This is a genomic window from Shewanella sp. GJ50-10, assembly GCF_055808815.1.
In genome coordinates, this window is sequence record NZ_JBVVSS010000001.1 from 4,034,422 (window position 1) to 4,059,067 (window position 24,646).

20 protein-coding genes are annotated in these 24,646 nt (G+C 42.8%); 1 reads left to right on the plus strand and 19 read right to left on the minus strand.

Annotated elements, in window-relative coordinates:
* Nucleotides 1-3 precede the first annotated feature (3 nt).
* The 13 genes from ftsA to mraZ all read right to left on the minus strand — a co-directional run bounded on the left by ftsA (nucleotide 4) and on the right by mraZ (nucleotide 14,845).
* Nucleotides 4-1,239, minus strand: a complete 1,236-nt coding sequence (gene ftsA, locus AC0L4E_RS16925; protein ID WP_473680382.1) for a cell division protein FtsA — start codon at nucleotides 1,237-1,239, stop codon at nucleotides 4-6.
* Entirely contained in the window at nucleotides 1,240-2,052 is an 813-nt protein-coding gene (locus AC0L4E_RS16930; RefSeq protein WP_473680384.1) for a cell division protein FtsQ/DivIB, read from the minus strand.
* A 103-nt stretch (nucleotides 2,053-2,155) separates the two neighbouring features.
* Complete coding sequence (gene murC / locus AC0L4E_RS16935; protein ID WP_473680386.1) at nucleotides 2,156-3,598, minus strand: UDP-N-acetylmuramate--L-alanine ligase; 1,443 nt, start codon at nucleotides 3,596-3,598, stop codon at nucleotides 2,156-2,158.
* A gap of 1 nt (nucleotide 3,599) precedes the next feature.
* The gene (gene murG, locus AC0L4E_RS16940) at nucleotides 3,600-4,688 is read right to left on the minus strand and encodes an undecaprenyldiphospho-muramoylpentapeptide beta-N-acetylglucosaminyltransferase (RefSeq protein WP_473681722.1); all 1,089 of its coding nucleotides are present in this window, start codon (nucleotides 4,686-4,688) and stop codon (nucleotides 3,600-3,602) included.
* An 8-nt stretch (nucleotides 4,689-4,696) separates the two neighbouring features.
* Nucleotides 4,697-5,911 carry a cell division protein FtsW gene (gene ftsW / locus AC0L4E_RS16945; protein WP_473681724.1) on the minus strand — a complete coding sequence of 405 codons (1,215 nt, stop codon included), beginning with the start codon at nucleotides 5,909-5,911 and terminating at the stop codon, nucleotides 4,697-4,699.
* Entirely contained in the window at nucleotides 5,898-7,223 is a 1,326-nt protein-coding gene (gene murD, locus AC0L4E_RS16950) for a UDP-N-acetylmuramoyl-L-alanine--D-glutamate ligase (protein ID WP_473680388.1), read from the minus strand. The genes ftsW and murD overlap by 14 nt, the downstream gene beginning before the upstream one ends.
* Nucleotides 7,224-7,229: 6 nt before the next feature.
* Complete coding sequence (mraY, locus tag AC0L4E_RS16955; RefSeq protein WP_220753625.1) at nucleotides 7,230-8,312, minus strand: phospho-N-acetylmuramoyl-pentapeptide-transferase; 1,083 nt, start codon at nucleotides 8,310-8,312, stop codon at nucleotides 7,230-7,232.
* Nucleotides 8,313-9,686, minus strand: coding sequence for a UDP-N-acetylmuramoyl-tripeptide--D-alanyl-D-alanine ligase (locus AC0L4E_RS16960; protein WP_473680390.1), 1,374 nt, complete (start codon nucleotides 9,684-9,686; stop codon nucleotides 8,313-8,315).
* Nucleotides 9,686-11,248 (minus strand): UDP-N-acetylmuramoyl-L-alanyl-D-glutamate--2,6-diaminopimelate ligase, encoded by a 1,563-nt coding sequence (gene murE, locus AC0L4E_RS16965; protein ID WP_473681726.1) that lies wholly within the window; start codon nucleotides 11,246-11,248, stop codon nucleotides 9,686-9,688. Before murE ends, AC0L4E_RS16960 begins: the two co-directional genes overlap by 1 nt.
* Entirely contained in the window at nucleotides 11,245-12,981 is a 1,737-nt protein-coding gene (locus tag AC0L4E_RS16970; RefSeq protein ID WP_473680392.1) for a peptidoglycan D,D-transpeptidase FtsI family protein, read from the minus strand. Before AC0L4E_RS16970 ends, murE begins: the two co-directional genes overlap by 4 nt.
* 58 nt (nucleotides 12,982-13,039) lie before the next feature.
* Nucleotides 13,040-13,354 carry a cell division protein FtsL gene (gene ftsL, locus AC0L4E_RS16975; protein WP_473680394.1) on the minus strand — a complete coding sequence of 105 codons (315 nt, stop codon included), beginning with the start codon at nucleotides 13,352-13,354 and terminating at the stop codon, nucleotides 13,040-13,042.
* 68 nt (nucleotides 13,355-13,422) lie between these two features.
* Nucleotides 13,423-14,364 carry a 16S rRNA (cytosine(1402)-N(4))-methyltransferase RsmH gene (gene rsmH, locus AC0L4E_RS16980; RefSeq protein ID WP_473680395.1) on the minus strand — a complete coding sequence of 314 codons (942 nt, stop codon included), beginning with the start codon at nucleotides 14,362-14,364 and terminating at the stop codon, nucleotides 13,423-13,425.
* Between the two features lie 22 nt (nucleotides 14,365-14,386).
* Entirely contained in the window at nucleotides 14,387-14,845 is a 459-nt protein-coding gene (mraZ, locus tag AC0L4E_RS16985) for a division/cell wall cluster transcriptional repressor MraZ (RefSeq protein ID WP_473680397.1), read from the minus strand.
* Nucleotides 14,846-15,478: 633 nt separating this feature from the next.
* Between mraZ and AC0L4E_RS16990 the strand changes: the two genes are divergently transcribed.
* Nucleotides 15,479-15,715: a hypothetical protein gene (locus AC0L4E_RS16990; RefSeq protein WP_473680399.1), complete on the plus strand. Its 237-nt coding sequence runs from the start codon at nucleotides 15,479-15,481 to the stop codon at nucleotides 15,713-15,715.
* A 114-nt stretch (nucleotides 15,716-15,829) separates the two neighbouring features.
* On the opposite strand, the gene glpK is transcribed toward AC0L4E_RS16990, so the two are convergent.
* The 6 genes from glpK to leuA all read right to left on the minus strand — a co-directional run bounded on the left by glpK (nucleotide 15,830) and on the right by leuA (nucleotide 24,162).
* Nucleotides 15,830-17,314 carry a glycerol kinase GlpK gene (gene glpK, locus AC0L4E_RS16995; protein ID WP_473680401.1) on the minus strand — a complete coding sequence of 495 codons (1,485 nt, stop codon included), beginning with the start codon at nucleotides 17,312-17,314 and terminating at the stop codon, nucleotides 15,830-15,832.
* A 205-nt stretch (nucleotides 17,315-17,519) separates the two neighbouring features.
* On the minus strand, nucleotides 17,520-18,863 hold the full coding sequence (locus AC0L4E_RS17000) for an outer membrane protein transport protein (protein ID WP_473680403.1): 1,344 nt from the start codon (nucleotides 18,861-18,863) through the stop codon (nucleotides 17,520-17,522).
* 591 nt (nucleotides 18,864-19,454) lie between these two features.
* A complete protein-coding gene (leuD, locus tag AC0L4E_RS17005) occupies nucleotides 19,455-20,060 on the minus strand; it encodes a 3-isopropylmalate dehydratase small subunit (RefSeq protein ID WP_473680405.1) in 606 nt (201 codons plus the stop codon).
* A 24-nt stretch (nucleotides 20,061-20,084) separates the two neighbouring features.
* Nucleotides 20,085-21,503, minus strand: a complete 1,419-nt coding sequence (leuC, locus tag AC0L4E_RS17010) for a 3-isopropylmalate dehydratase large subunit (RefSeq protein WP_473680407.1) — start codon at nucleotides 21,501-21,503, stop codon at nucleotides 20,085-20,087.
* The gene (leuB, locus tag AC0L4E_RS17015; RefSeq protein WP_473680409.1) at nucleotides 21,503-22,597 is read right to left on the minus strand and encodes a 3-isopropylmalate dehydrogenase; all 1,095 of its coding nucleotides are present in this window, start codon (nucleotides 22,595-22,597) and stop codon (nucleotides 21,503-21,505) included. Before leuB ends, leuC begins: the two co-directional genes overlap by 1 nt.
* The gene (gene leuA, locus AC0L4E_RS17020) at nucleotides 22,594-24,162 is read right to left on the minus strand and encodes a 2-isopropylmalate synthase (RefSeq protein WP_473680411.1); all 1,569 of its coding nucleotides are present in this window, start codon (nucleotides 24,160-24,162) and stop codon (nucleotides 22,594-22,596) included. Before leuA ends, leuB begins: the two co-directional genes overlap by 4 nt.
* Nucleotides 24,163-24,646 lie beyond the last annotated feature (484 nt).

The window sequence follows — 24,646 nt, forward strand, 5'->3', positions numbered from 1 at the left end:
TTATTAAAATTCACCCTTAAACCAGCTTTTGACCCGATTCAAAAGACTGGTAACCCCTTGACGTTCAGGACGTTCGAACTTACGTTCGATAACGCGTCTGGCGCCATAATGAAGCAGCCCTATTCCTGTTGAATAGACTGGCTGATCCACATATTCATTTAACCCTTTTACTGGTAGCGGTGAAGCTACCCTAACTGGCATGCCAAAAGTCGCTTCAGCAATATCAACAGCACCTGTAATTGATGCTGTACCGCCTGTTAATACAATACCTGCAGCAATTTGATCTTCTAAGCCACAGTCAGTTAATTCTTTTAATACCAGTTCAAATAACTCCTGATACCTTGGCTCAACCACTTCCGCTAATGTATGACGAGACATGCTGCGTGAAGGTCGACCACCTACTGAAGGCACTTCAATGCTGTCTTCACGGCTTACCATTGAGCTTCTTGCACTGGCAAATTGCACTTTGATTTGTTCAGCATGCGTTAGTGGCGTTCTGAATATCTTAGCGATATCACTGGTTACTTGATTACCAGCAACCGATATCACTGCACAATGTCTCAATGCACCATTGGTATAAACGGCTATATCAGTGGTTCCGCCACCAATATCAACAATACACACACCTAAGTCTTTTTCGTCATTGGTTAACACTGAGTCTGCAGAAGCAATCCCAGAAAAGACTAAGTCGTCTACAGTTAGCCCGCAACGCTCCACACTTTTAGTGATATTTTTTGCCATGTCATTGGCACAAGTCACGATGTGAGCTTTTGCTTCCATTCGCATACCAGACATACCGATTGGGCTTTTAATGCCATCTTGAACGTCTATTGAATATTCTTGCGGCAGTACATGTAAAATCCGTCTTTCTGTCGGAATTTTTACCGACCGCGCTGTATGAATGACATTATCAACGTCTTCTTGTGTCACTTCTTCATCGTTAATTGACACCATGCCATTTTCGTTCTGACATGCGATATGCTTACCTGAAATACTTAAATACACTGATGAGACTTGGCAATCGGCCATTAACTCGGCTTGATCTAAGGCTCGTTGCACACTTTTAACGATAGAGTCCAAATCATTCACGCCACCTTTGTCCATGCCACGTGAAGGGTGATTGCCTAAACCGACCACGCTAATCTCACCGTCAGGTAGCACTTCACCAATGATCACTGCGACCTTTGACGTGCCTATATCTAGGCCTACGATAAGATTTCTTTCCTGATTTTTGGTCATTTAGTGTCGACTCTCTGTTTTAGTATCGTCCCAGCCAACGGCGACTCCGGTGTCATAGCGTAAATCGATCGTTGCTATTGGCTTTTGATTGCGTGTTATTTCAGGGTAAACATTAATAAATCTTTGTATTCTCGACATTTTGTCTTCTCTACCTAATTCAAGCAGAATGCCGTTATCTAACGTTGCATGCCATGCATGCCTTGGGCTCAAACTTAAACTTGCAAGCTTAAACCCATTAATACTCAATAAATCAGACAATTGCTGATAACTAGTTAACACTTCAGAAGACATTTCTTCTGGGCCTGAAAGTAGTGGCAAACGCTCGATACTTTCATGAGATTGCGCCACAAAGACTTCACCATTAATGTTTAACCAATCATCGCCATTCCAATGGGCTACTGCATGTTGCTCTTGCAAGGTAACCTTAAGCTTTGCAGGCCACTCTCGTCTTACAGATGCGTGATAAACCCAAGGTAACGCCTCTAATGCTTGCTGCACTTCACCTACATCGGCACTAAAAAAACTACGTTCCATCAATGCCTGCAAAGCCGCTTGTATTTCGGCATCTGAGGTATAAACTCGTTCACCTTTTATCGCGACAGCATCTATTGGCAGTGCATCCGCATCATTAAGCAGCACATTTAACTTCAAACCTGCCCAAACTATGGTGAGCAATACTGTCAATAAAAACAGCAAACCTGTATACAAGTACCAATTGACTTCACTCAAATGGCCTTTCAGTTGGCGAGCTTTATCACTCCACGCCACAGTTAATGCAACTCCAAACTGTACACTGTCACTTTCATTGGGCAATTCACCATTATATCTAGCATACTGACGGTATTAAAGCTTATATTTACAAACAGTTATAATATAAAATTCATTCATCAATTATTAGTATCCGCCAGTTTGACAATCACTTATCGAAGCCTAAATTACTCGATGACAATAACTTCGATAATGCACCGATATTACCAGCACCTTGGGTCAGCAATAAGTCACCCTCTTGCAGCACATCTGGCAATACATCAGCCAATAGTTCAGGTGATGCCACAAAAATCGGATCGACCTGTCCACGTAATCTAATTGAGCGACACAAGGCTCGACCATCTGCGCCAGGTATAACGCTTTCACCTGCAGCATAAACATCTAGCAACAATAGGCCGTCCACTTGCGATAACACTTCAACAAAGTCTTCGTATAAGTCACGCGTTCTACTAAAACGATGTGGCTGATATGCCATAACTAAGCGTTTATCAGGCCAACCAGCTCTAGCCGCTTTAATCGTTGCTAATACTTCGCTAGGGTGATGGCCATAATCATCAACCAACATCACCTTGCCATTCGGAGTATCAAACTCACCAAGATGTTGGAAACGTCTACCAATACCTTCAAACTCTGCTAATGCAGCAACGATAGCGTCATCATCAATATCATCTTCACTAGCAACGGCAATGGCCGCTAATGCATTTAACACGTTATGCTCACCAGGAAGATTTAATACAATATCTAAATCTTCACGATTTTTACGGCGAACACTAAACTGACTCTGATGTCCCACTTGTTTAAAGTTAAGTGCTTGGACATCTGCAATATCACTAAAGCCATAAGTTACAACTTGTCTGCCCACTCTTGGCATGATTTCTTGAATGACTTCATCATCAATACACATCACTGCAACGCCGTAAAAAGGCAAGTTATGTAAAAAGTCCACAAAAGTGGTTTTCAGCTTTTCAAAATCGCCACCGTACGTGTCCATATGATCAGCTTCGATGTTAGTAATAACACTGACCATTGGCTGTAGGTGTAAAAAGCTGGCATCACTTTCGTCAGCTTCTGCAATCAAATAACGACTGGTACCTAATCGTGCATTAGTACCAGCACTATTTAGCAAACCACCAATCACAAAAGTAGGGTCGCGTTCAGCCTGACCATAAACGCTAGCAATTAAGCTCGTTGTGGTTGTTTTTCCGTGGGTGCCAGCAATCGCTACACCATGACGATAACGCATTAATTCAGCTAACATCTCAGCACGGCGTACAATCGGAATTCGACGCTCTTTAGCTGCAATAATTTCAGGGTTTTGTTTATCGATTGCGGTCGAAACCACGACAACATCAACGTCTGCGACACTTTCAGCCTGATGGCCAATAATGATCTTTGCACCTAAACTTTCTAATCTTTCAGTAACACTGTTAACAGCGATATCTGAGCCACTGATCTGATAACCTTCGTTAACTAGTACTTCGGCTATCCCGCCCATACCTGCTCCGCCTATGCCGACGAAATGGATTTTCTTTATCCTTCTCATCTCAGGGATCATGGTGCGTAATTGGGCATACTTTTCTGTTTTAGTCATTTCAATCCTTTCGTGCTAATTCAGCACAAATACTCTCTACACGTTGGGTTGCATCTAACACTGCAACACTTCTGGCTTGTTGCGCCATCTCTAAAACAACGTGTCTTTCTTCAGCAAAAAGGGTTAACTTCTCGGCTAAATTATCTGCGTTTAATATGGTTTGCGGTAATAAAAATGCCGCACCGGCTTCTACTAATACTGAAGCGTTTTTTGTTTGATGGTCGTCAACCGCATGAGGATATGGCACCAAAATACTGGCTCTACCCACTGCAGCTAATTCAGAAACGGTTAATGCTCCTGAGCGACAAACCACAACATCAGCCCAGCGATAAGCGGCTTCCATGTCATCTATAAATTCTGCCACATTGACACTGGCCGCTTGACCCTTGTCTTGATAGTGACTTTTCACGGTAGGCTCATTTCCTTTACCTACCTGATGCCATACGGTAATCGAGTGTTGTTGGCTAAGTTGCCCTACAACATCTGGCATCACATCGTTAAATATCTTGGCACCTAAGCTGCCACCCACCACTAATACTTTTAATGCGGTGTCGTCGCATACCTTTGCAGTTTGCCCTAACTCGATTAACTCTTGTCGAATAGGATTACCCACTACCTCAGCATTCATTGCTGGCAAGAAGGTATTTGGAAACGCACATAGCACTTTGCTGGCGATTCTTGATAACAACTTATTGGTCATTCCCGGTATCGCATTTTGCTCATGCAATACTAATGGAATGCCTGAAATTCTTGCCGCGACTCCACCAGGACCACTAGCAAAGCCACCCATACCTAAAATCACGTCAGGCTTATATTCATTGATAAAAGCCTTAGCTTGCATGATTGAGCGTAAAATTTTAAATGGTGCAGCAAGCTTTCTAATGATGCCATTGCCGCGCACACCTTTAATATCAATGAACTCAATATCAAAACCGTGTTGAGGCACTAAACGCGCCTCCATTCTATCTGCTGTACCTAGCCAGCGTACTTGCCAGCCTTTTTTAGCTAGCGCTTTTGCTACAGCTAGCGCCGGGAATACATGTCCCCCCGTGCCGCCAGCCATCACCAATAATTTAGGTGCATCTGTCATATTAGGGCTCATTTTTTTACTCTCCCTTGCACCGCTTGTGTCAAACTTAACCGCCTTTCATAATCAATGCGTATCAACAGCATTACTGCTGCTGTCATAACCCACAAACTACTGCCGCCATAACTAATAAAGGGCAAAGTCAGTCCCTTTGTCGGTAACATACCAATACTTGCGCCGACGTTTACAACGGTCTGAAAACAAATCCAAATCCCGATACCGTAAGCTAAATAACTTTCAAATGGACGCTGAATACTCAAACATAAATTGCCCAATCGAATCGCTCTAAACGACACAAAAAACAGCACGGTTAATACACAAACAATGCCTACAAAACCTAACTCTTCGCCTATTACAGCAAAGATAAAATCAGTGTGAGCCTCAGGCAGGTAAGACAGTTTTTGAATACTGTTCCCCAAACCTTGACCAAATATATCACCGCGTCCATAAGCCATAAGAGACTGCGTTAACTGATAACCACTGCCAAATGGATCTTCCCACGGGTCTAAAAATGACGTGACCCGTCGCATACGGTAAGGCTCAAACACCACTAAGAATATAAAAGAGCCAACACCAAAAATCATCAAGACCAAAAAGTCTAAAATTCTTGCGCCAGCAAGGAACAACAAGCTGACTGTACACACAAACAATACAACGACTGTTCCCAAGTCTGGCTGTGCCAAAATCAATAAAGCAAACAGCGTAAAGACAATAATGGGTTTAATAAAACCCCTGCTATTTTCTCTAAGCTCACCATGTCGGCGAACTAAATAACCGGACATATAAATAATAAAAACAAACTTGGCTATTTCAGCCACTTGGATCCTAACGGGTCCAATAGACAGCCAACGTGTTGCACCGTTTACCGTTGTGCCGACCACTAACACAGCAACCAACATGAGCAATACCAGCAACACTAAATAGGCGCTGTAACGCTCCCAAAACTTCAACTCTATGTTCAGTACTGCGTAAGCAATAACCCCGCATCCCATTAGATATGCCACATGGCGATAAATAAAATGAAACGGGTTCTCTGTCAGCTTTTGAGCTTCTGGCATAGAAGCCGACATCACCATCACAAAACCAAAGGCAATAAGCCCTACAACTGCTACAAACAAACTGCGGTCATACAACTGATCGCCTGGGGAAGTTTCAGATAATATATCTGGCCAAGACCTCTTTAGGACTTGTTGGAATAAGCTAAGTTGCTGCTCACCCCTCGCCATCTTCAATCTGCTCCACTAATTGTTTAAAGTGATGACCTCTTTCCATGAAGTTCTTGTACATATCTGTACTGGCACAAGCTGGAGATAATAAAACGATATCGCCTGAAAAGGTGATTTCAACCGCTTTCGCTACCGCTTCTTCAAGGCTGCTAACTGATATACTATCTGCTTTTAACGCTGCGATTTTAGGGCCGTCTTTACCAAAGGTAATAACTTGCGTGACATTACTTAATGAAGACTCTAGCTCTTTAAAGTCTGCACCTTTACCTTCACCACCGGCGATTAAAATCAAATCTCCTAAGTGATCACTTAAACCATTCAATGCTGCAACGGTGGCACCAACATTGGTGGCTTTCGAATCATTGATATAAGTGACACCTTGCTTAAGGCCCACCATTTCACATCGGTGCTCTAAACCAGCAAAGTTTGATGCAAGCTCAATCATGAAGCTCTTATCAATGCCACAAGCATCTGTTAATGCCATAGCCGCTAACAAGTTGGCTTGGTTATGGCTGCCGATTAAGCTGACTTCATGTAAATTCATGATTTCGCTTTCACCATGCAATATCTTACCGTCAGCAATGCCCCACTCATCTCCTTCAGGAACGCCTAAACCAAAAGTGTTTTGGTTTGTTGGTTCATCAGGAAAAGTCAGCTGATCGTCACGGTTGAACATGACAAAGCGGCTTTGCTGATACAAACGTAATTTAGCAGCGCGGTACGAATGGATATCGTGGTACCTATCCATATGATCTTCACTTACATTCAAGCAAGTAGCAGCGATACAGTTCAGGCTATGGGTCGTTTCTAATTGAAAGCTCGACAGTTCCAAGACAAAGTATTCTGCGTCAGTCGTTAGTAAATCCAATACTGGAATACCAATATTGCCGCCGACAGCCACTTTTTTACCTGCAGCTTTCAATATGTCATAAACAAGCGTAGTAACCGTGGTTTTGCCGTTTGAACCGGTAATTGCAACCACACAAGGCGCTCTATCTGCCACCGCTTGTGCAAACAGCTCCACATCCCCAATAACTTCAATACCCATATCAATCGCAGCGCGAATTTCTGGTGTATCAACCGCTATGCCCGGGCTTACAATAATTTGCTTCGCTTGCACTAAGTAACGACATACAAACCCACCTGTAAGTAACTCAACATCAGGAAAATCCTGCGCTAACGTTTCTTGTCCAGGTGGCGCTCGTCTGCTATCCATCACCAATGGTGTAATACCTTGGGACATCAGATAACGCACAACAGATAAACCTGTTGCACCTAACCCCAAAACAATATGTGAATAGCTTGATTGCATTGCTTACTACCTTAACTTAAGGGTTGCCAGTCCTAGCATCACTAGGAATAACGAAATAATCCAAAAGCGAACAATCACTCTTGGCTCTGGCCAACCTTTCAATTCGTAATGGTGGTGAATCGGTGCCATTCTAAAAATACGTTGTCCACGTAATTTATAAGAACCCACTTGTAGAATCACCGACACCGTTTCCATCACGAAAACGCCGCCCATAATCACTAATAACACTTCTTGGCGAACTAATACGGCAATCGCACCTAGTCCCGCGCCAAGTGCTAACGATCCAACATCACCCATAAACACTTGTGCTGGGTAGGTGTTAAACCATAAAAACCCTAAACCTGCGCCAACTATCGCGGTACACACAATCACCAATTCACCTGCATCTGGCAGGTGCGGAATGTGCAGATAACTCGCAAACTGAGCATGACCCGATAAATAGGCAATCAGTGCAAATGCTGCTGCAACCATGACTGTAGGCATGATTGCTAAACCATCTAAGCCATCGGTTAAGTTCACAGCGTTACTGGCACCCACAATTGTGAAGTAAGCCAACACGATATAAAGCAAACCTAGTTGCGGCATCACATCTTTAAAAAATGGCACGACTAACTGAGTCTCACCCGGAATTGTCGCTGAGCTATATAAGTAAAAGGCAACGGCTAAAGCGGCAATAGATTGCGAAGCATACTTCCAACGGGCAATCAGACCTTTAGAGTCTTTTTTGACTACTTTTAGGTAATCATCGAGGAAACCAATACCACCAAATGTACCCAGTACAAATAGCATCACGAGGACATATCTATTTGATAAGTCACCCCATAATAAAACGCTGACAAAAATGCCTGCAAGGATCAGCAAACCGCCCATTGTCGGCGTGCCACGCTTACTGAAATGCGATTCTGGGCCATCATTACGAACGACTTGTCCAATTTGAAGTAATTGCAAACGCTCAATTAACTTAGGACCAAACCATAAGCTAAAAATCAGACCTGTCATAAGCCCTAAAATGGCTCTTAAGGTCAGATATGAAAATACATTAAACCCACTGTAAAACTGGGTTAAATACTCAGCTAAATAAGCCAGCATCTAAACAAACTCCCCGCGCCTGTTGGCACTTAATAACTCTTCGACCACAGTTTCCATCGCTGCGCTTCGAGAGCCTTTTACTAAAATAGTTACATCATCCGGTAACAGATTTATCTTTTTCATTAATGCTTGAGCAAGTAAACCTGAGTCACTAAAGTGCTCAGAACCAAACGCTTTACTAGTAGATTCAGTTAGTTGACCGCAACAAAACAAATCGTCAATCCCAGCAAGTTTGGCTTGTTGGCCAACCTCAAAATGCAAAAGGGCGCTATTGTCACCTAATTCGCCTAAATCTCCCAGCACTAAACACCGAAAACCGCGAGTTTGTTTTAACCAGCTAATTGCAGCATCGACAGAAGTCGGGTTAGCGTTATAGCTGTCATCAACCAATAAAATTCGTCCTAGCTTATGCGGCACCATTCGCCCCTTAACAGGCGTTAACGCACTTAGCCCCGTTACAATACCTGCAACAGGGATATTCAAAGCGATACAAATGGCGCTAGCAGCTAATGCATTACTCACTTGATGCAAGCCAGCTAATGGAAGTTGTACTGGGTAAGACTGACCTAAAATGACTAAATTAAATTGATAGCAACCGCTATCGTTAGCAACAATATCTACTGCTTTAATGTCAGCATCGACGTTTTCAGTAATTGAAAAGGTTAGCTGTTTAAAAGCTGCAGCTTTATTTGCCATAAAATCAGCAAAGTCATCATCAGCATTTATAATCGCAGTGCCGTCTTTACTCAGGTGATTGAAGATTTCAGACTTTGCCTCAGCAACGCCTTCAATAGATCCAAAACCTTCAAGATGAGCACGGCCGACATTATTCACCAATGCCACCTGAGGCGTCACTAAAGATGAAGTATAATTAATTTCACCCTGATGGTTTGCGCCTAACTCAAATACACCAATCTCATGTCCCTGCTCTAACCTTAACAGCGTTAGCGGAACACCAATTTCATTATTAAAATTACCCGCGGTAAAGAGCACGCTATGATGCTGAGATAGAATTGTCGCCACGATTTCTTTCACCGTGGTTTTACCATTTGAACCAGTCAGTGCTATTGAAAGTGGGTTAACTTGCTGACGAATATAAGCACCAATAGCCCCCATCGCTTTTTGGCTATTTTTTACAACAAGCTGCGGAATATCGACATCAAGTTGACGCTCAACCAATAATGCCTTTGCACCATTTTCTACCGCAGTTTCAGCAAAACTATGACCGTCAAAACGCAAGCCTTTTAAAGCAACAAATAAGCTACTAGACTGCATTTTTCGGCTGTCGCTGGTCACATCGTTTATGACAATATCTGCACCGATTAATTGTGCGTCCAGCTCAACCGCTAATGTTGATAATGATATGTCTATCATCAAAAGTCCTCCGTTTTTACAAGAGGCTCTCGCGGAGTGTCTGCGCCGGTTAGTTGCATGGCTAGCGCACGTTCATCATAATCAATTTTGCTACCTGCGACTTCTTGGTAGGTTTCATGTCCCTTACCCGCGAGTAAGACAATATCACCCGCTTTGGCAAGTTTAGTCACGGCTTTAATCGCTTCAATTCGGTCAATTTTAGTCAATGCCAACTCAGGGTGAGTTAATCCTGCAACCACATCATTGATAATACTCATCGGCTCTTCGCTGCGAGCATTATCGCTGGTCACCATAACTTTATCTGCAAATTGCTCTGCAGCTTGCGCCATTAAAGGTCGCTTACCTGTATCACGGTCGCCACCACAACCAAACACACACCATAAAGTACCTTGGCAATGAATTCGCAGCGCTTTTAAAGCATGCTCAATGGCATCAGGCGTATGGGCATAATCAACGACTAAGGTTGGGCCATTAGCTTGGTTAAATCGCTCCATACGACCGGCAACTGGGGTTAAATGAGGTACTAACGTAAGCAACTCACCCATTAGGTTTTCGCCGCTTTCATCTGCCGTTAACGAACCTTGCAAATACAGTGCACCTAGCGCAGCAACAAGATTCGATAAATTAAAATCACCTAAAAGCGGTGATGACAACTGACCTTTCAATAAAGTTGAATCTTGATTATTAATATCAGCAGGGTAATAGAAATCACACGTGACCCCTGCATCATTAAAATGCATGTTATCAGTGTAAAAGCGCGCTAAAGGATGCTTGTTAAGGCTAAACCCGAACATACCCGTCGATTCAAGATCATTAAACCACCGCTCACCTACTGCATCATCAAGGTTTAACAAGCCATTTTTGATGCAAGAAAAAGTAAATAAACGTTTCTTAGCCGCGCCATAAGCATCCATGTCGCCATGGTAATCAAGGTGATCACGACTTAAATTGGTAAACACTGCCGTGTTAAAAGGTACAGCTTCTACTCGACCTTGAACTAAACCATGGCTTGAGACTTCTATCGCGCAAGTATTAACATTTTGCTGCTGAAACTCGTGTAACTGACGGACAAGCGTTATGGCATCAGCGGTTGTATTGCCGCTATCGATTAGATTGCCCCAAACACCATTACCTAACGTGCCCATAACAGCAGCTTTTTGCTGTTTAAGGGTCACAAGCTGAGCAATCAACTGACTGACAGAGGTTTTACCGTTAGTCCCTGTTACTCCAATAATGGCCATACTGGCGTTGAGCAAAGGATATAACTGCGCTGCAACGGCTGATAACTGGCGGCTGAGCTGGAAAAACGAAACCAACACCCCGCCAGATTCATGATAATTAACTTGCCCATGCTCATCAGGGTTATCGGTATGAATTAACGCACCTAAGGCGCCCGCTTCAACGGCTTTATTAATAAATTGTCGACCATCAACTTGATGGCCTGGTAAAGCAACAAACAAACACCCTTGGCTGACTTCACGGCTATCTAACGTCATTGAAGAGACTGACTCACGGCCAGCATAATGAAACCAAGGCGCTAATAAATCACTAAGAAGCATTATTCTGCCCTCCTAGCGATTGCTGCCAATTCAACTTTCTCTTTCTCATTTAATGGCTCTACATTGAGCATCTGTAATGCTCCAGACATAATTTTTGCAAAAGCAGGACCTGCCACATCGCCACCATGGTATCTATCGCCTTTTGGCTCATTAACCACAATTGAAATCGCTAAGCGTGGCTTATGGACTGGTGCGACACCCGCAAACAGTGAAACATAATCATCACCGTAACCCCCTGCAATGGACTTACGGCTAGTACCTGTTTTGCCTGCAATAGGGTAGCCATCGATATGTGCTTTAGTCGCAGTGCCACCTCTTTCGGTTACACCTAACATCATTTCCATCACGTCTTTGGCCGTTTGTTCGGAGATAACTTGTTCGCCTCGAGGCGCTTGCTTTAACTTTAGAATCGAAACCGGATAAAGAATTCCGCCACTGCCCAATGTTGCGTACATTCTCGCTAATTGCAGCGGCGTCGCAGTTAGGCCGTAACCATAAGACAATGTCGCACGTTCAAAATCAGACCAACGGCGACGGTCGTGAATAAGACCTGCACTTTCACCCGCTAAGTTGATGCCAGAGTAATTACCCAAACCCATCGATTGATAAGTCCCCAATAACTCTTGCACTGGCATCGATAAAGACACTTTACTGATGCCAACGTTACTGGATTTCACCAAAATCTTGTCTAGGGTCATATTGCCGTAGTTGATAGTGTCACGCACTTGGCGTCCACCCACTCGCATCCAACCTGGAGAAGTATTAATTAAGTCATTTCGCTCAACCGTACCAGCTTCTAAAGCCGCAGCAACCACAAACGGCTTGACCGTTGAGCCCGGCTCAAAGGTATCGGTTAAAGCGCGATTTCGCATGCGATAGGATTGCAAGTTTTCACGAGAATTGGGGTTATAAGATGGCGTATTAACCATCGCCAGTACTTCACCGGTTTTCACGTCTAGCACCACAACGGAGCCTGACGTCGCTTGGTTGATTTCGGTAGTACGTTTTAACTCACGATAGGCTAATTGCTGGATACGTTGATCGATGCTGAGCACCAAGTCGTTTGAACTTTCGCCTTCTTCAACAATATCTAAGCGCTGCACCACTTTACCATCACGAGATTTACGCACTTTTTGCTTTGAAGGTGTTCCTGTTAGCCAGCTGTCATAAGCATTTTCGATACCTTCAATACCGACATCATCAATGTTGGTTAATCCCACTAGCTGCGCAGCGGTTTCACCTGCAGGGTAATATCGACGAGATTCAGATTTCAAATAAATACCCGAAATCTTTAATTGTTTAATATATTCAGCAACAGCAGGAGTGACTTGGCGTTTTAAATAGATAAAGCGACGTTTAGGGTCGCGCTGCACTTTATCGACAATTTTATCGACAGGTTCATGTAATACATCCGCAAGTGCTTTCCAGCGGCGCATGTCTTTAAAGGCATCTTTATCATGGGAGATTTTAGGGTCTGCCCAAACAGCACGAACAGGCACACTTACTGCGAGCATTTCGCCATTACGGTCGGTGATCAAGCCACGTTGCACCTGATTACTGCTGGTGCGTAAAGTACGCATATCACTTTCGTGACGTAATTTGTCGGGTTCTATAATTTGAATATAAGCGGCACGTGCAATCAAAGCCGTAAATAAAAGCAACACAAAACCAACCACAACGAATAATCGCCATGGGATCAGCTCTGGGTTTAACTTACGTTTGGCTTGTCTGCTCATTATTTAAACTTGAGTTAGTGACTCAACAATCCTTATTAATTTAAGCGCTTATATAATTTTACTGTAACCGAATGACCACTTCTTCTTTCGGTAATGGACGCATCATTTTTAAATCTTGCGTTGCAATCCGTGTCACTCGGCTATGTTCTGACTTAGATTGCTCTTCTAACAACAAATTGCGCCATTCAATGTCCAATCGATCGCGCTCTTGTAATAAATGGTCCATTTGCGAAGTTAACTTTCGCGTAGCATGACTGGTATAAACCACGCCTACTGCATTGACGAGTACGACCACCGACATTAATAAAATCCACTTATGTCGCCAGATATCGGCAAGCACAATACGTGATAATTTTATTGATGATTGCCCCAAGCTAACCTCATTTATTCTTCTATCATTGCCATATTAAGGTCTTTCAATGAGACCTTAAATTTCGTTACTTAATAATCAAGACGCTGCGCAACACGAAGTACTGAACTGCGTGCACGAGGGTTTTGTTCAATTTCAATATCAGAAGGCTTCATTGCCTTACCCATTGCTTTTAATTTTTTTGATTTATTGATTTCAGCTTCGGTAATAGGCAAACCATGCGGTACGCTCGCACCTTGGCTGTATTTACGAATAAAGCGTTTCACCATTCGGTCTTCTAACGAATGGAAACTGATCACTGATAAACGCCCTTCTGGCGCTAGTACTTCAACAGCACCTTCTAATGCTTGTTCTATTTGCTCCAGCTCGCTATTGATATAAATACGAATAGCTTGGAACACACGCGTAGCAGGATGCTTGTTACGTTCTTTATTCTTAGTAATACGTGCAATTAAATCGGCTAAATCTTTGGTTCTTAAAAATGGCTTTTCATCACGGTCTGCGGCAATACAACGGGCAATGTGCCGAGAATTCTTCTCTTCACCATAGGTTTTAAATACCCACGCCATATCTTCAATTTCAGCTTTAGCAATCCACTGCGCAGCTGTTTGACCTTGGCTGTTATCCATCCGCATGTCCAAAGGACCATCACGCAGGAAACTAAATCCGCGTTCAGCATCATCTAACTGTGGTGAAGACACACCTAAATCCAATAACACCCCATCGACCTTGCCTTTAAGGCCAAGCTCAGTCACATATTGTTCTATCTGACCGAAGCCACCGTGAACAATCTGAAAACGCGGATCATCTGCAAACTGCTTTGCCGCTTCAATAGCCTGAGGATCGCGATCGATAGCAATCAAGCGACCATTTTCACCGAGTTGACTCAGCACATGCCTAGAATGACCACCACGTCCAAAAGTGCCATCGATATAGATGCCATCTTCATGGATGTTTAAACCATCAACGGTTTCTTTTAGTAGTACAGATAAATGGGCAAATTCTTGGCTCATCAGACTCTTCTTAATTGGTTATTTATAATGAAAAATTAGCTAATCTTTCATGGCTAGCGAGATCTTCAGCTTGGATCAACTCATGGCTTTCATCCATTTGTGTCTGCCAAGCAGCTTCATCCCACAATTCAAACTTGTTCAATAAGCCCACCAGCATGGTTTTCTTTTGTAACCCTGCATACTGTCTTAATGCTGGAGGAACTAGCGCGCGTCCATTACCATCTAACTCACATTCATGAGCGTGGCCTAATAATCTTCGTTTCATGGAACGTTCAACTTTGTCGGTGTCTGATAGTTGCAACAATTTAGCTTCTATCAATTCCCACTCGTGGATCGGATAGATCAATAAACAATGTGATTGGATGTCTACGGTGATAACGACAATGCCATCGTGCTCGGCGCGTAAGGATTCTCGGTATCGCATTGGAATAGCGATCCGTCCTTTTGCATCCATATTTATCGCACTAGCACCCCGAAACACAGTTATCGATCCCTTTTAATTGTTATTAAAATTCCCACAAATATCCACAATTCCCCACAACCCTTAAGTTTAGGGATACAACACAAGTATTGTCAAGGGATGAAAAGATTAATTAAATCCAGTTCTGAAGCGGGTTAGCAGCAAATTATAATTAAGCTGTTCGAGGTGGAGAAAAGTGGTTTATAGGCGGGTAAATGAACGAAACCATAGACATAACACGGTTAATAACAGTAATAAATGTGGGGAATTTGATCTAAATTGTGACTATTTTCATATAAAAATAACAATAACGTTCGATCTGAGCTTAATTATTTATTCAGAAATATCCATCCAATGTGTGATGGGTCTCTTTATGGAAATAATTAGTACCATGAATTTCAGAAATCGAATTCAAAGTGAAACAAGTAAGCTGTTCAATCGTAGACTAGATAATTGTGATTAAAGGTTGGACTACATATAATAAATTAGATTAAATATTAATCATCCATTGCCGATATAATAATTAACCAGGCTATTAATGCAAAGACGACGGGATATAAATCGATAAGATGATCATTGCCGAGATCTGATTAATTCTGAATAGCTACAGTTTAACAATTAAAAGTATCGTTCAATGTGATTAAGGAGGTCAAAATGAGTTTAGACAGTATTTACGCCATTGTAGCCAGACCGCCTAGGCAAGTTGATGGTGTCAAAAGAAATGTCAAAAAAGTCAGCGACAGTGACTCTATCTCTGCTGATAGCCATGAAGCGCCTCAATCTCAATTACCACCAGAAACCAAGCTAACGCCAAAAGACTCTAGCGCTAGCAAAGCTTCCCAACACTCAGATGACAATTCAAAGATAAAACACATCGACATAGAAGTTTAATCACTGCGACTTGCTTAGTTACTTTGAAATAGTCACTTTGAAATAGTCACTTTGAAATAGTTACTTTGAATTAGATTGTTATTTTGAAATAAATTGCCACTTTGAAATAAACTATTACTTTGAAGCAGTCTGCTGCACCGCCTTTTTCCAGCCAGCATACAAATCAGTTCTGACCGAATTGTCCATTTGCGCAGTAAACTTCTTATCTGTCGCAGCAATATTTTTAAGCTCGTCTGTGGATTGCCAAAATCCCACCGCCAATCCAGCTAAATAAGCAGCACCCATTGCTGTAGTTTCAGTGACTTGAGGACGAATGACATCAACATCACTGATATCTGCTTGGAACTGCATCAAAAAATCATTGGCAACTGCGCCGCCGTCCACTCTAATCTGTTTAAGCGCAACACCCGAATCTTGGCTCATGGCCTCAAGCAAATCTTTACTTTGATATGCGATTGCTTCCAATGCTGCACGAATAATATGGCTTCGGTTAACTCCTCTGGTTAAACCAACAATCGCACCTCTTGCATCAGCATCCCAATAAGGCGCGCCTAAGCCGACAAAAGCGGGCACCAAATAGACACCATTAGTGTCTGAAACCTTATTGGCAAAATATTCAGTATCTTGGGCGTCCTGAATTAAACCCATTTCATCACGTAACCACTGGATCACTGCGCCGCCCATAAATACCGCGCCTTCCAAGGCATAGTTAACTGATAAATCGCTACCTATGCCTATGGTGGTTAACAAGCCATGGGTCGATGAAACAGCTTTATCACCTGTGTTCATCAGTAAGAAGCAACCTGTGCCATAGGTATTTTTAGCCATACCGGGTTCAAAGCATAGTTGACCAAATAGCGCCGACTGCTGATCGCCCGCCATCCCTGCTACGGCAATCTCACCTCCTGCAATACTGGTTGTGCCATAAACCGCACAAGAAGGCTTAACTTCAGGAAGCATAGACCGAGGAATATCAAACGCCTGTAGTAGCTTTTCATCCCATTGTTGCTGATGAATATTAAACAACATGGTGCGGGATGCATTTGTGGGTTCAGTGACATGCACTTTGCCTTGTGTGAGTTTCCACACCAACCAAGTATCAATGGTGCCAAATAGTAAGTCACCCGCCTCCGCTTTCTCACGGGCACCTTCAATATTATCCAATAACCACTTAATTTTACTCGCTGAAAAATAAGGATCTAACACTAAGCCTGTGGTCGATTTTATATAATCTTCTAATCCGTCAGCTTTAAATTGCTGGCAGATAGCTTGGCTGCGGCGGCACTGCCATACAATCGCATTATGAATCGGTTTACCTGTATGTTTATCCCATACAACAGTTGTCTCACGCTGGTTAGTGATACCCATTGCAGCGACATCATCACAACTAATTCCCGCTCTTGCTAACACCTCGATTAACGACGAGCTTTGAGATGACCAAATCTCCATCGGATCATGCTCAACCCAGCCAGCTTGAGGATATATTTGGGTAAACTCGCGCTGGGATACAGCCACCATATTGGCTTTATGATCAAAAACAATAGCTCTTGAACTGGTTGTGCCTTGGTCGAGCGCGATAACATATTTCTTTGAATTCATGATTAGCCTATCAATGCAGGTGGTGCTGTAATAAATATCTCTGCACCTTAATTGCCTTATCATAATAAGTTAAGACGGATACTGCTCAATCACAAGCCTGATAGCAGATGTAATGCAAGTAATTGAAATAAAATGTATATAACAAGCATAAAAAAGCCCCGCATCTGCGAGGCTTAAATCTAAATCGGCAATTTACGCCAACAAACTACATCTTGTAGCTAAGTTGAACACCAACTAACCATACGTCAGCTTCAACATCACCGCTGTAATTAACCGACGCTAAACCCAATAAGTCTTGAGTTTCGTCAATCGGTGCATCACCAACACCTTTAATGTAGGTAACGGCAAAATCAACGGTTAGGTTTTGAGTTGCTTGGTAACCAGCACCCGCACTAAACCATAAACGGTCAGAATCTGGAATGGTAGTTGAACGGTATTCGTCCTGTGCAGCACCTTTATCTAATGCCATACCACCACGTACTAACCACTTGTCATTCAACTGGTAAGTGGTGCCTAATGCAAAGCGCCAGTTATCTTTAAAATTCTCTTCTTTTACTAAGTCAGACTCTAGATCGCCTACAGGTTTATTCTCGCCAGGGAAATGAGCAACCAACTCTTCAAATACACTCCACTGAGTCCAATTAACACTTGCGTGCATTGCCCAGTTGTCAGTGAACTGATGATGCGACGCAAGCTCTGCAAATGCAGGCAATTCGATAGGTAAGTAACCTTCGATGTAAACATCTTGGCCGCCATCATAAAGTAAACCAGAAGCATGACCATCAAGCTCTAATTCAACACCACTATGATAAGCAAAACCTAAACGGTGAGTCTCATTGATTTGCCAGCTCGTACCTAACTGCCAACCGAAAGCAATATCATCACCTTCCATGTACTTAAGACTTGCACCAGCTTCAGGAAGCATTGGCGCTAAATCTGGTACCGCTTGTTTTACACCGTCAATCCAACCTGGCATTGATGCGCCGACATGGCCTTCACCATAAACAATACGAAGACCAGCACCCACACTAAATGCATCATTGATTTTGTATGCAATATTCGGATTGAACTCTACAGTTGTGATACCAGTTTCATCACCAAAAAGTGCAGCGGGATGAGTCGCATCAAGCTCGGTTGCTAGACCATAGTTAGAGTTTACGGCTAAACCCCAAGTCCATTGCTCATTAAGCTGATTTGAATAATAGAAATTAGGCACAATTGCGCTATCAGCAAAGTCGATAGCATCAGCAGGCATTGAAATAGGATCTGGGCCTAACAATGGAGAACTAATGCTAACATCACCAACAACATCAACATTTGGCATGACATAAATAGCACCACCAGAAAGCTGACGGCCTTCAAGGTAAGTTAGCATTGCTGGGTTTCTAGCTTGAGCTGCTGCGTTATCTGCCATGGCAGCTTCACCAGCGAAAGCACGACCTAAACCAGTCGAAGAATATTCAGCTAACTGGAAACCAGCCGCATTCACTTGAGTCGTTGCCCCGAAAAGCATGGCACTAACTGCCACAGTCAATATTGTCTTTTTCATTATTAGTCTCTGTTTATAGCAAATCTTATGTTTGCCTAATCTCTTACATCATTAGAGCAATTGCTCAATTTGAAATCGCGGCAAGTTTACTGATGCAGAATAAATTTACAACTAAAAGACTTAAATCAGAGTAAATAACTAGCAAAAGGCTAATACCAAACATTTTAAGTGACCCAGGTCACATCAAAACCATCCAAATATGCGTTTTTTCTAGAATTTATTCGCTAAGACTTGTGTTACTCACTAGCTGAAAAAAGATTAAATACATATTTATCATATAGATATAAGGTTAAAAATGTTAAACACTAGTGCGCTAAAATTGATAGTGATTTAATCTAATTTTTTATCAAACAGAAACTAATAATAAATTTATCATTTAAATTCAGAACCTTATTACGACATCATTTTTTAAATGCAATAAAAAAGCCTCTACTGAAACCAGTAGAGGCTTTAACTAATATAAACTTGGTACAGGTGTACGCTTAAACCTTATAACTTAAATAACGGCGCATTTGCGAATCAAAAATAGGTTAACTCGATACACTGAGTAAGCTAATAAATGACACTCCATTTACTATCTACTATTCGCTTTTAAGCTCGCCAAGCAGGAATGCTTGTTTCATAGTCGCTAATGGCCGCCGCATACTCAAGCGTTAATCCAATAGCATCTAAACCGTTTAGTAGCTTATGTCTTGCTGATTCAGCGATAGTAAAATTAAATACACTACCTGATGGAGACGTCACTGTAAGCGACTCTAAATCGACAGTAATGTTAGCGCCTTCACTTGCTTCAACCTCCGTCATAAGCTGGTTAACTTGCTCATGGGTTAGTTTTACTGGCAATAAACCGTTATTGATCGAGTTGCCATAAAAGATATCGGCAAACGTTGGGGCAATCACTACCCGTAAACCAAAATCAGCTAATGCCCACGGTGCATGTTCGCGGCTAGAGCCACAGCCAAAGTTTTCTTGCGCCAACAAAATTGAAGCACCTTTATAACGAGGTAAGTTTAAAGAAAACGTTGGGTTATCTTGCTCGCCAGCTTCATCTAGGTAGCGCCAGTCATGGAATAAGTGAACCCCAAACCCATCACGGGTGACTTTAGATAAAAACTGCTTAGGAATAATTTGGTCAGTATCGATATTCGCGCTGTCAATCGCAACCGCTAGACCAGTATGTTTTGTAAAAGCTTGCATCTGATTTTCCTTTTGGTTGTCGAGTTAATAAGGCTTACGAATATCAACAAAGTGGCCTGCAATCGCAGCAGCTGCAGCCATCGCTGGGCTCACTAAGTGAGTACGACTGCCGCGGCCTTGTCTACCTTCAAAGTTACGGTTACTTGTTGATGCGCAGCGATCGCCCGCTTCTAAACGGTCATCGTTCATTGCCAAACACATAGAACAACCCGGTAAACGCCACTCAAAACCCGCCTCTAAAAAGACTTTATCTAACCCTTCGGCCTCTGCTTGCAGTTTTACTTGGCCAGAGCCAGGAACCACAATAGCCACCACGCCGTCAGCAACTTTACGGTCTTTAGCATGATGCGCAGCAGCACGTAAATCTTCGATACGAGAGTTAGTACACGAGCCAATAAACACTTTATTGATCGGAATATCGACCATTTTAGTGCCTGACGTCAGGCCAATATATTCAAGTGCTTTTTCCATGCTGCCACGCACAGTCGCGTTAGGTTCTGTGGCAGGGTTTGGCACCTCTGCATCAATCGATACCACTTGACCTGGGTTAGTGCCCCAAGTTAATTGCGGCGCAATATCAGCGGCTTCAAGGATAACTTCTGCATCAAACGTGGCACCCGCATCTGTTTTAAGTGCAGTCCAATCTTTTACAGCCTGTAGCCAGTCATCACCTTTAGGAGAAAACTCACGACCTTCTAAGTAATCAAATGTAGTCTGATCTGGCGCAACCATACCTGCTTTGGCGCCCATTTCGATGGCCATGTTACATAAGGTCATACGGCCTTCCATTGATAACGCTTCAATGGCTTCGCCACAAAACTCAACCACGTAACCTGTACCGCCATCCATACCTAAACGGCCAATAATCGCCAGTACGATATCTTTTGCGGTAATGCCTTCGGCGACATTGCCACGAACTTCCACTTTCATGGTTTTGGCTTTTAACTGACGTAAGGTTTGGGTAGCTAAAACGTGCTCAACTTCAGAAGTACCAATACCAAATGCTAACGCACCAAATGCACCATGAGTCGCGGTATGTGAATCACCACAAACAATCACTGTACCCGGTAAAGTAATTCCAAGCTCAGGGCCCATTACATGGACAATACCTTGGTTTGGATGATGGATATCGTATAGCTTCACGCCAAACTCTTTACAGTTTTGCGCTAAGGTTTCTACCTGAATACGTGCCATTGGGCTCATTGCATCGAGGCTTGCGCTCAATGTAGAGATATTATGATCCATAGTAGCAAAGGTTTTTTGCGGCGCTCGTAGTTTTCTGCCTGCGGTTTTTAAACCACTGAATGCTTGTGGCGATGTCACTTCATGAACAAGGTGACGATCGACATAAATAATCGGCGCCTCCGCTTCTGGTGATGCTAATACGTGCGCATCCCATACTTTTTCATAGAGGGTTTGAGCAGCACTTACTTGAGTTGCCATTAGACACCTTCCTTAACAGCGTTAGCGATAAAGTCACCCATTTGGCTGGTTGATTTGGCATTATGACGTTCATCTGCACCCAATAGTTCACCGGTTAAATAACCTTGTGAAAGTGCTTTTGTCACTGCGCGTTCAATCGCGCTAGCCGCATCTTCAAGCTTTAAACTATGACGCAGTAATAACGCCGCAGATAAGATTTGTGCCACAGGGTTTGCGATACCTTGCCCAGCAATATCTGGCGCACTGCCACCAGCAGGCTCATACATACCAAAACCAGAGCTATTTAAGCTAGCTGAAGACAATAAGCCCATCGACCCCGTTAGCATGGCAATTTCATCAGAAATAATGTCACCAAATAAGTTTGAACATAACATCACATCAAATTCATTTGGACGACGTAACAGCTGCATAGTCGCGTTATCAATATAGATATGCTCAAGCTCGACATCTGGGAAATCTTTGGCAACACCTTCAACCACTTCACGCCACAGTACTGAACACGCTAAAACATTAGCTTTATCAACTGACGTGACTTTTTTGCTGCGGCCTTGGGCTGCTTCAAATGCAATGCGGGCGATACGTTCGATTTCACGGCGGCTATATCGCATAGTGTCGAACGCTTCTTCATCTGGTCCTTCACCTTGACGCCCTTTTGGCTTGCCAAAGTAAATACCACCTGTTAACTCACGTACACATAACACATCAAAACCACGTGACGAGATATCACTACGCAGCGGCGACATATGTTCAAGCCCAGTGTGTAACTTGGCAGGACGTAAATTACAGAACAAATCGAAGTGACCACGAAGTGGCAATAATGCCCCACGTTCAGGTTGATCATTAGGCGCTAAATGTTCCCATTTAGGGCCGCCAACACTACCGAATAATACTGCGTCAGATGCTTCACACCCTTTTAAGGTAGAATCTGGCAGTGGACAACCATGGTTATCAATGGCAATACCACCGACATCGTACTCAGCATATTCAATATCTAGTTCAAATCTGGCTTCTACTTCTTTTAGCACCTTACGTGCTTCAGCCATGACTTCTGGACCAATACCATCACCTGCTAATACTGCTACTTGATAACTCATACTCCACCTAACTCCCTATCTTTATGAATCTGTTGTTTAAAATCAGCGACCTTATCGGCGCGGTAGGTCAAGTTCATCACATGCACTAAAGCTTGTGCTGATGACTCAACCACATCTGTGGCTAATCCGACCCCGTGGAATGTCTGCTTATTGTATTCAGCAGTAATATCCACCTGACCTAGTGCATTTTGGCCTTCGCCTTTAGCACCTAATTTGTAATTAGTAATATTGATGGTACGACCCGTTGCACGTGCAATGGCGTTATACGCTGCATCGACAGGACCATTACCTGTAGCCGCTTCAGTAATCTCTTTACCGTCGACCACAATACGCACGGTTGCTGTTGCCACACCTTCAGTTGAATCTGAATGCACCATTAAGTGCTGCAGCGAATAGTTATCATCATCTTGAGTTTGCGCTTCCATAAACACTAAAGCTTCAAGGTCGTAATCAAATACTTGGCCTTTCTTGTCAGCTAAATTCAAAAACTGCTCGTACAAAGTATCCATATCATAATCGGTTTCTTTGTAGCCCATTTCTTCCATACGATGTTTAATCACATGGCGGCCTGAACGAGAGGTCATATTTAAATTATTACGATTCAAACCAATGCTTTCTGGGGTCATAATTTCATAGGTATTTTTGGCTTTTAGCATGCCATCTTGGTGAATACCTGATGAATGAGAAAATGCATTGGTTCCCACCACAGCTTTGTTAGCCTGAATAGGCATGTTACATAGCTGGCTCACAAGCGATGAAGTTCGGTGAATTTCTTTAGCATTAATATTACTTTCAAGCCCTAATAAATTCTTGCGAGTTGCAAGGATCATGGCGATTTCTTCTAGTGAACAATTACCTGCACGCTCACCAATGCCATTCATAGTACATTCAATCTGACGCGCACCGTGCTCAACCGCGGTAATGGAGTTAGCCACTGACAAACCTAAGTCATCGTGACAATGCACCGAGATCACAGCTTGATCGATATTAGGTACGCGATTAAACAAGGTTTGGATGATGCCACCAAATTCGCTTGGTACGGTATAACCCACAGTGTCAGGAATATTAATGGTACGTGCGCCGGCTTTAATGGCTTCTTCCACCATACGGCACAAGTTATCTATTGGCGTTCGTCCAGCATCTTCACAAGAAAACTCAACATCATCCGTAAAGCGACGCGCATATTTAACTGCGCTTACGGCCATTTCTAATACATCGTCAAAAGAGCGCTTTAATTTACTTTCAACATGAATGGTCGAGGTTGAAATAAACGTATGGATACGGAACTGGTCAGCAACTGCCATGGCTTGCGCCGCAGCATCAATGTCTTTTTCTAATGCACGAGATAAGGCACACACACGGCTATTTTTAATCATTTTAGCAATGGTTTGTACCGACTGGAAATCACCTGGTGAAGACACAGGAAAACCGACTTCCATAACATCGACACCCAAGCGTTCAAGCGCCAGTGCGATTTGAAGTTTTTCTTTCACAGTTAAACTTGCCGCTAACGCCTGTTCGCCGTCTCTCAATGTGGTATCAAATATTATGACTCTATTGGACATCAGTTTTCTCCATCGAACCTATTGTTCACGTAAAAGTTTGCTCGCCTAACTAACGATTTACTGCTGTATTTTGGTACCGCTTAAATCCATTTCGTTAGCTGTATTTGTTCGTTTAATTTGTTTGTTCAAAAATTTAATCGGTTGTAGAAACAAAAAACCCCGCGGCTGTTAGCGCGGGGTTTGTGAATGCCAGTAAACTTATTTAGCAAGTAACACAAAGGACTCCGCGCAAATATTGCGTAAGAGAAGAAGGAGACCTAGGAGAATGTTACCACTATAAATATTCATTAAAGTTAACTAATTATTCTTAAATTAAAATTTTCTATACCCACTTTTTAACGTGACCAGCCTGCTGTGTCAACCCCAATTTATTCATCTTTTAGCCATTAGCAAACATAATGCTGCAGGTTTGTTCATCACAAATTGAGTTAAACCAATTCATTTGAGCTATGTATCGTGCCGTAAAGCTTGATATACACTGATT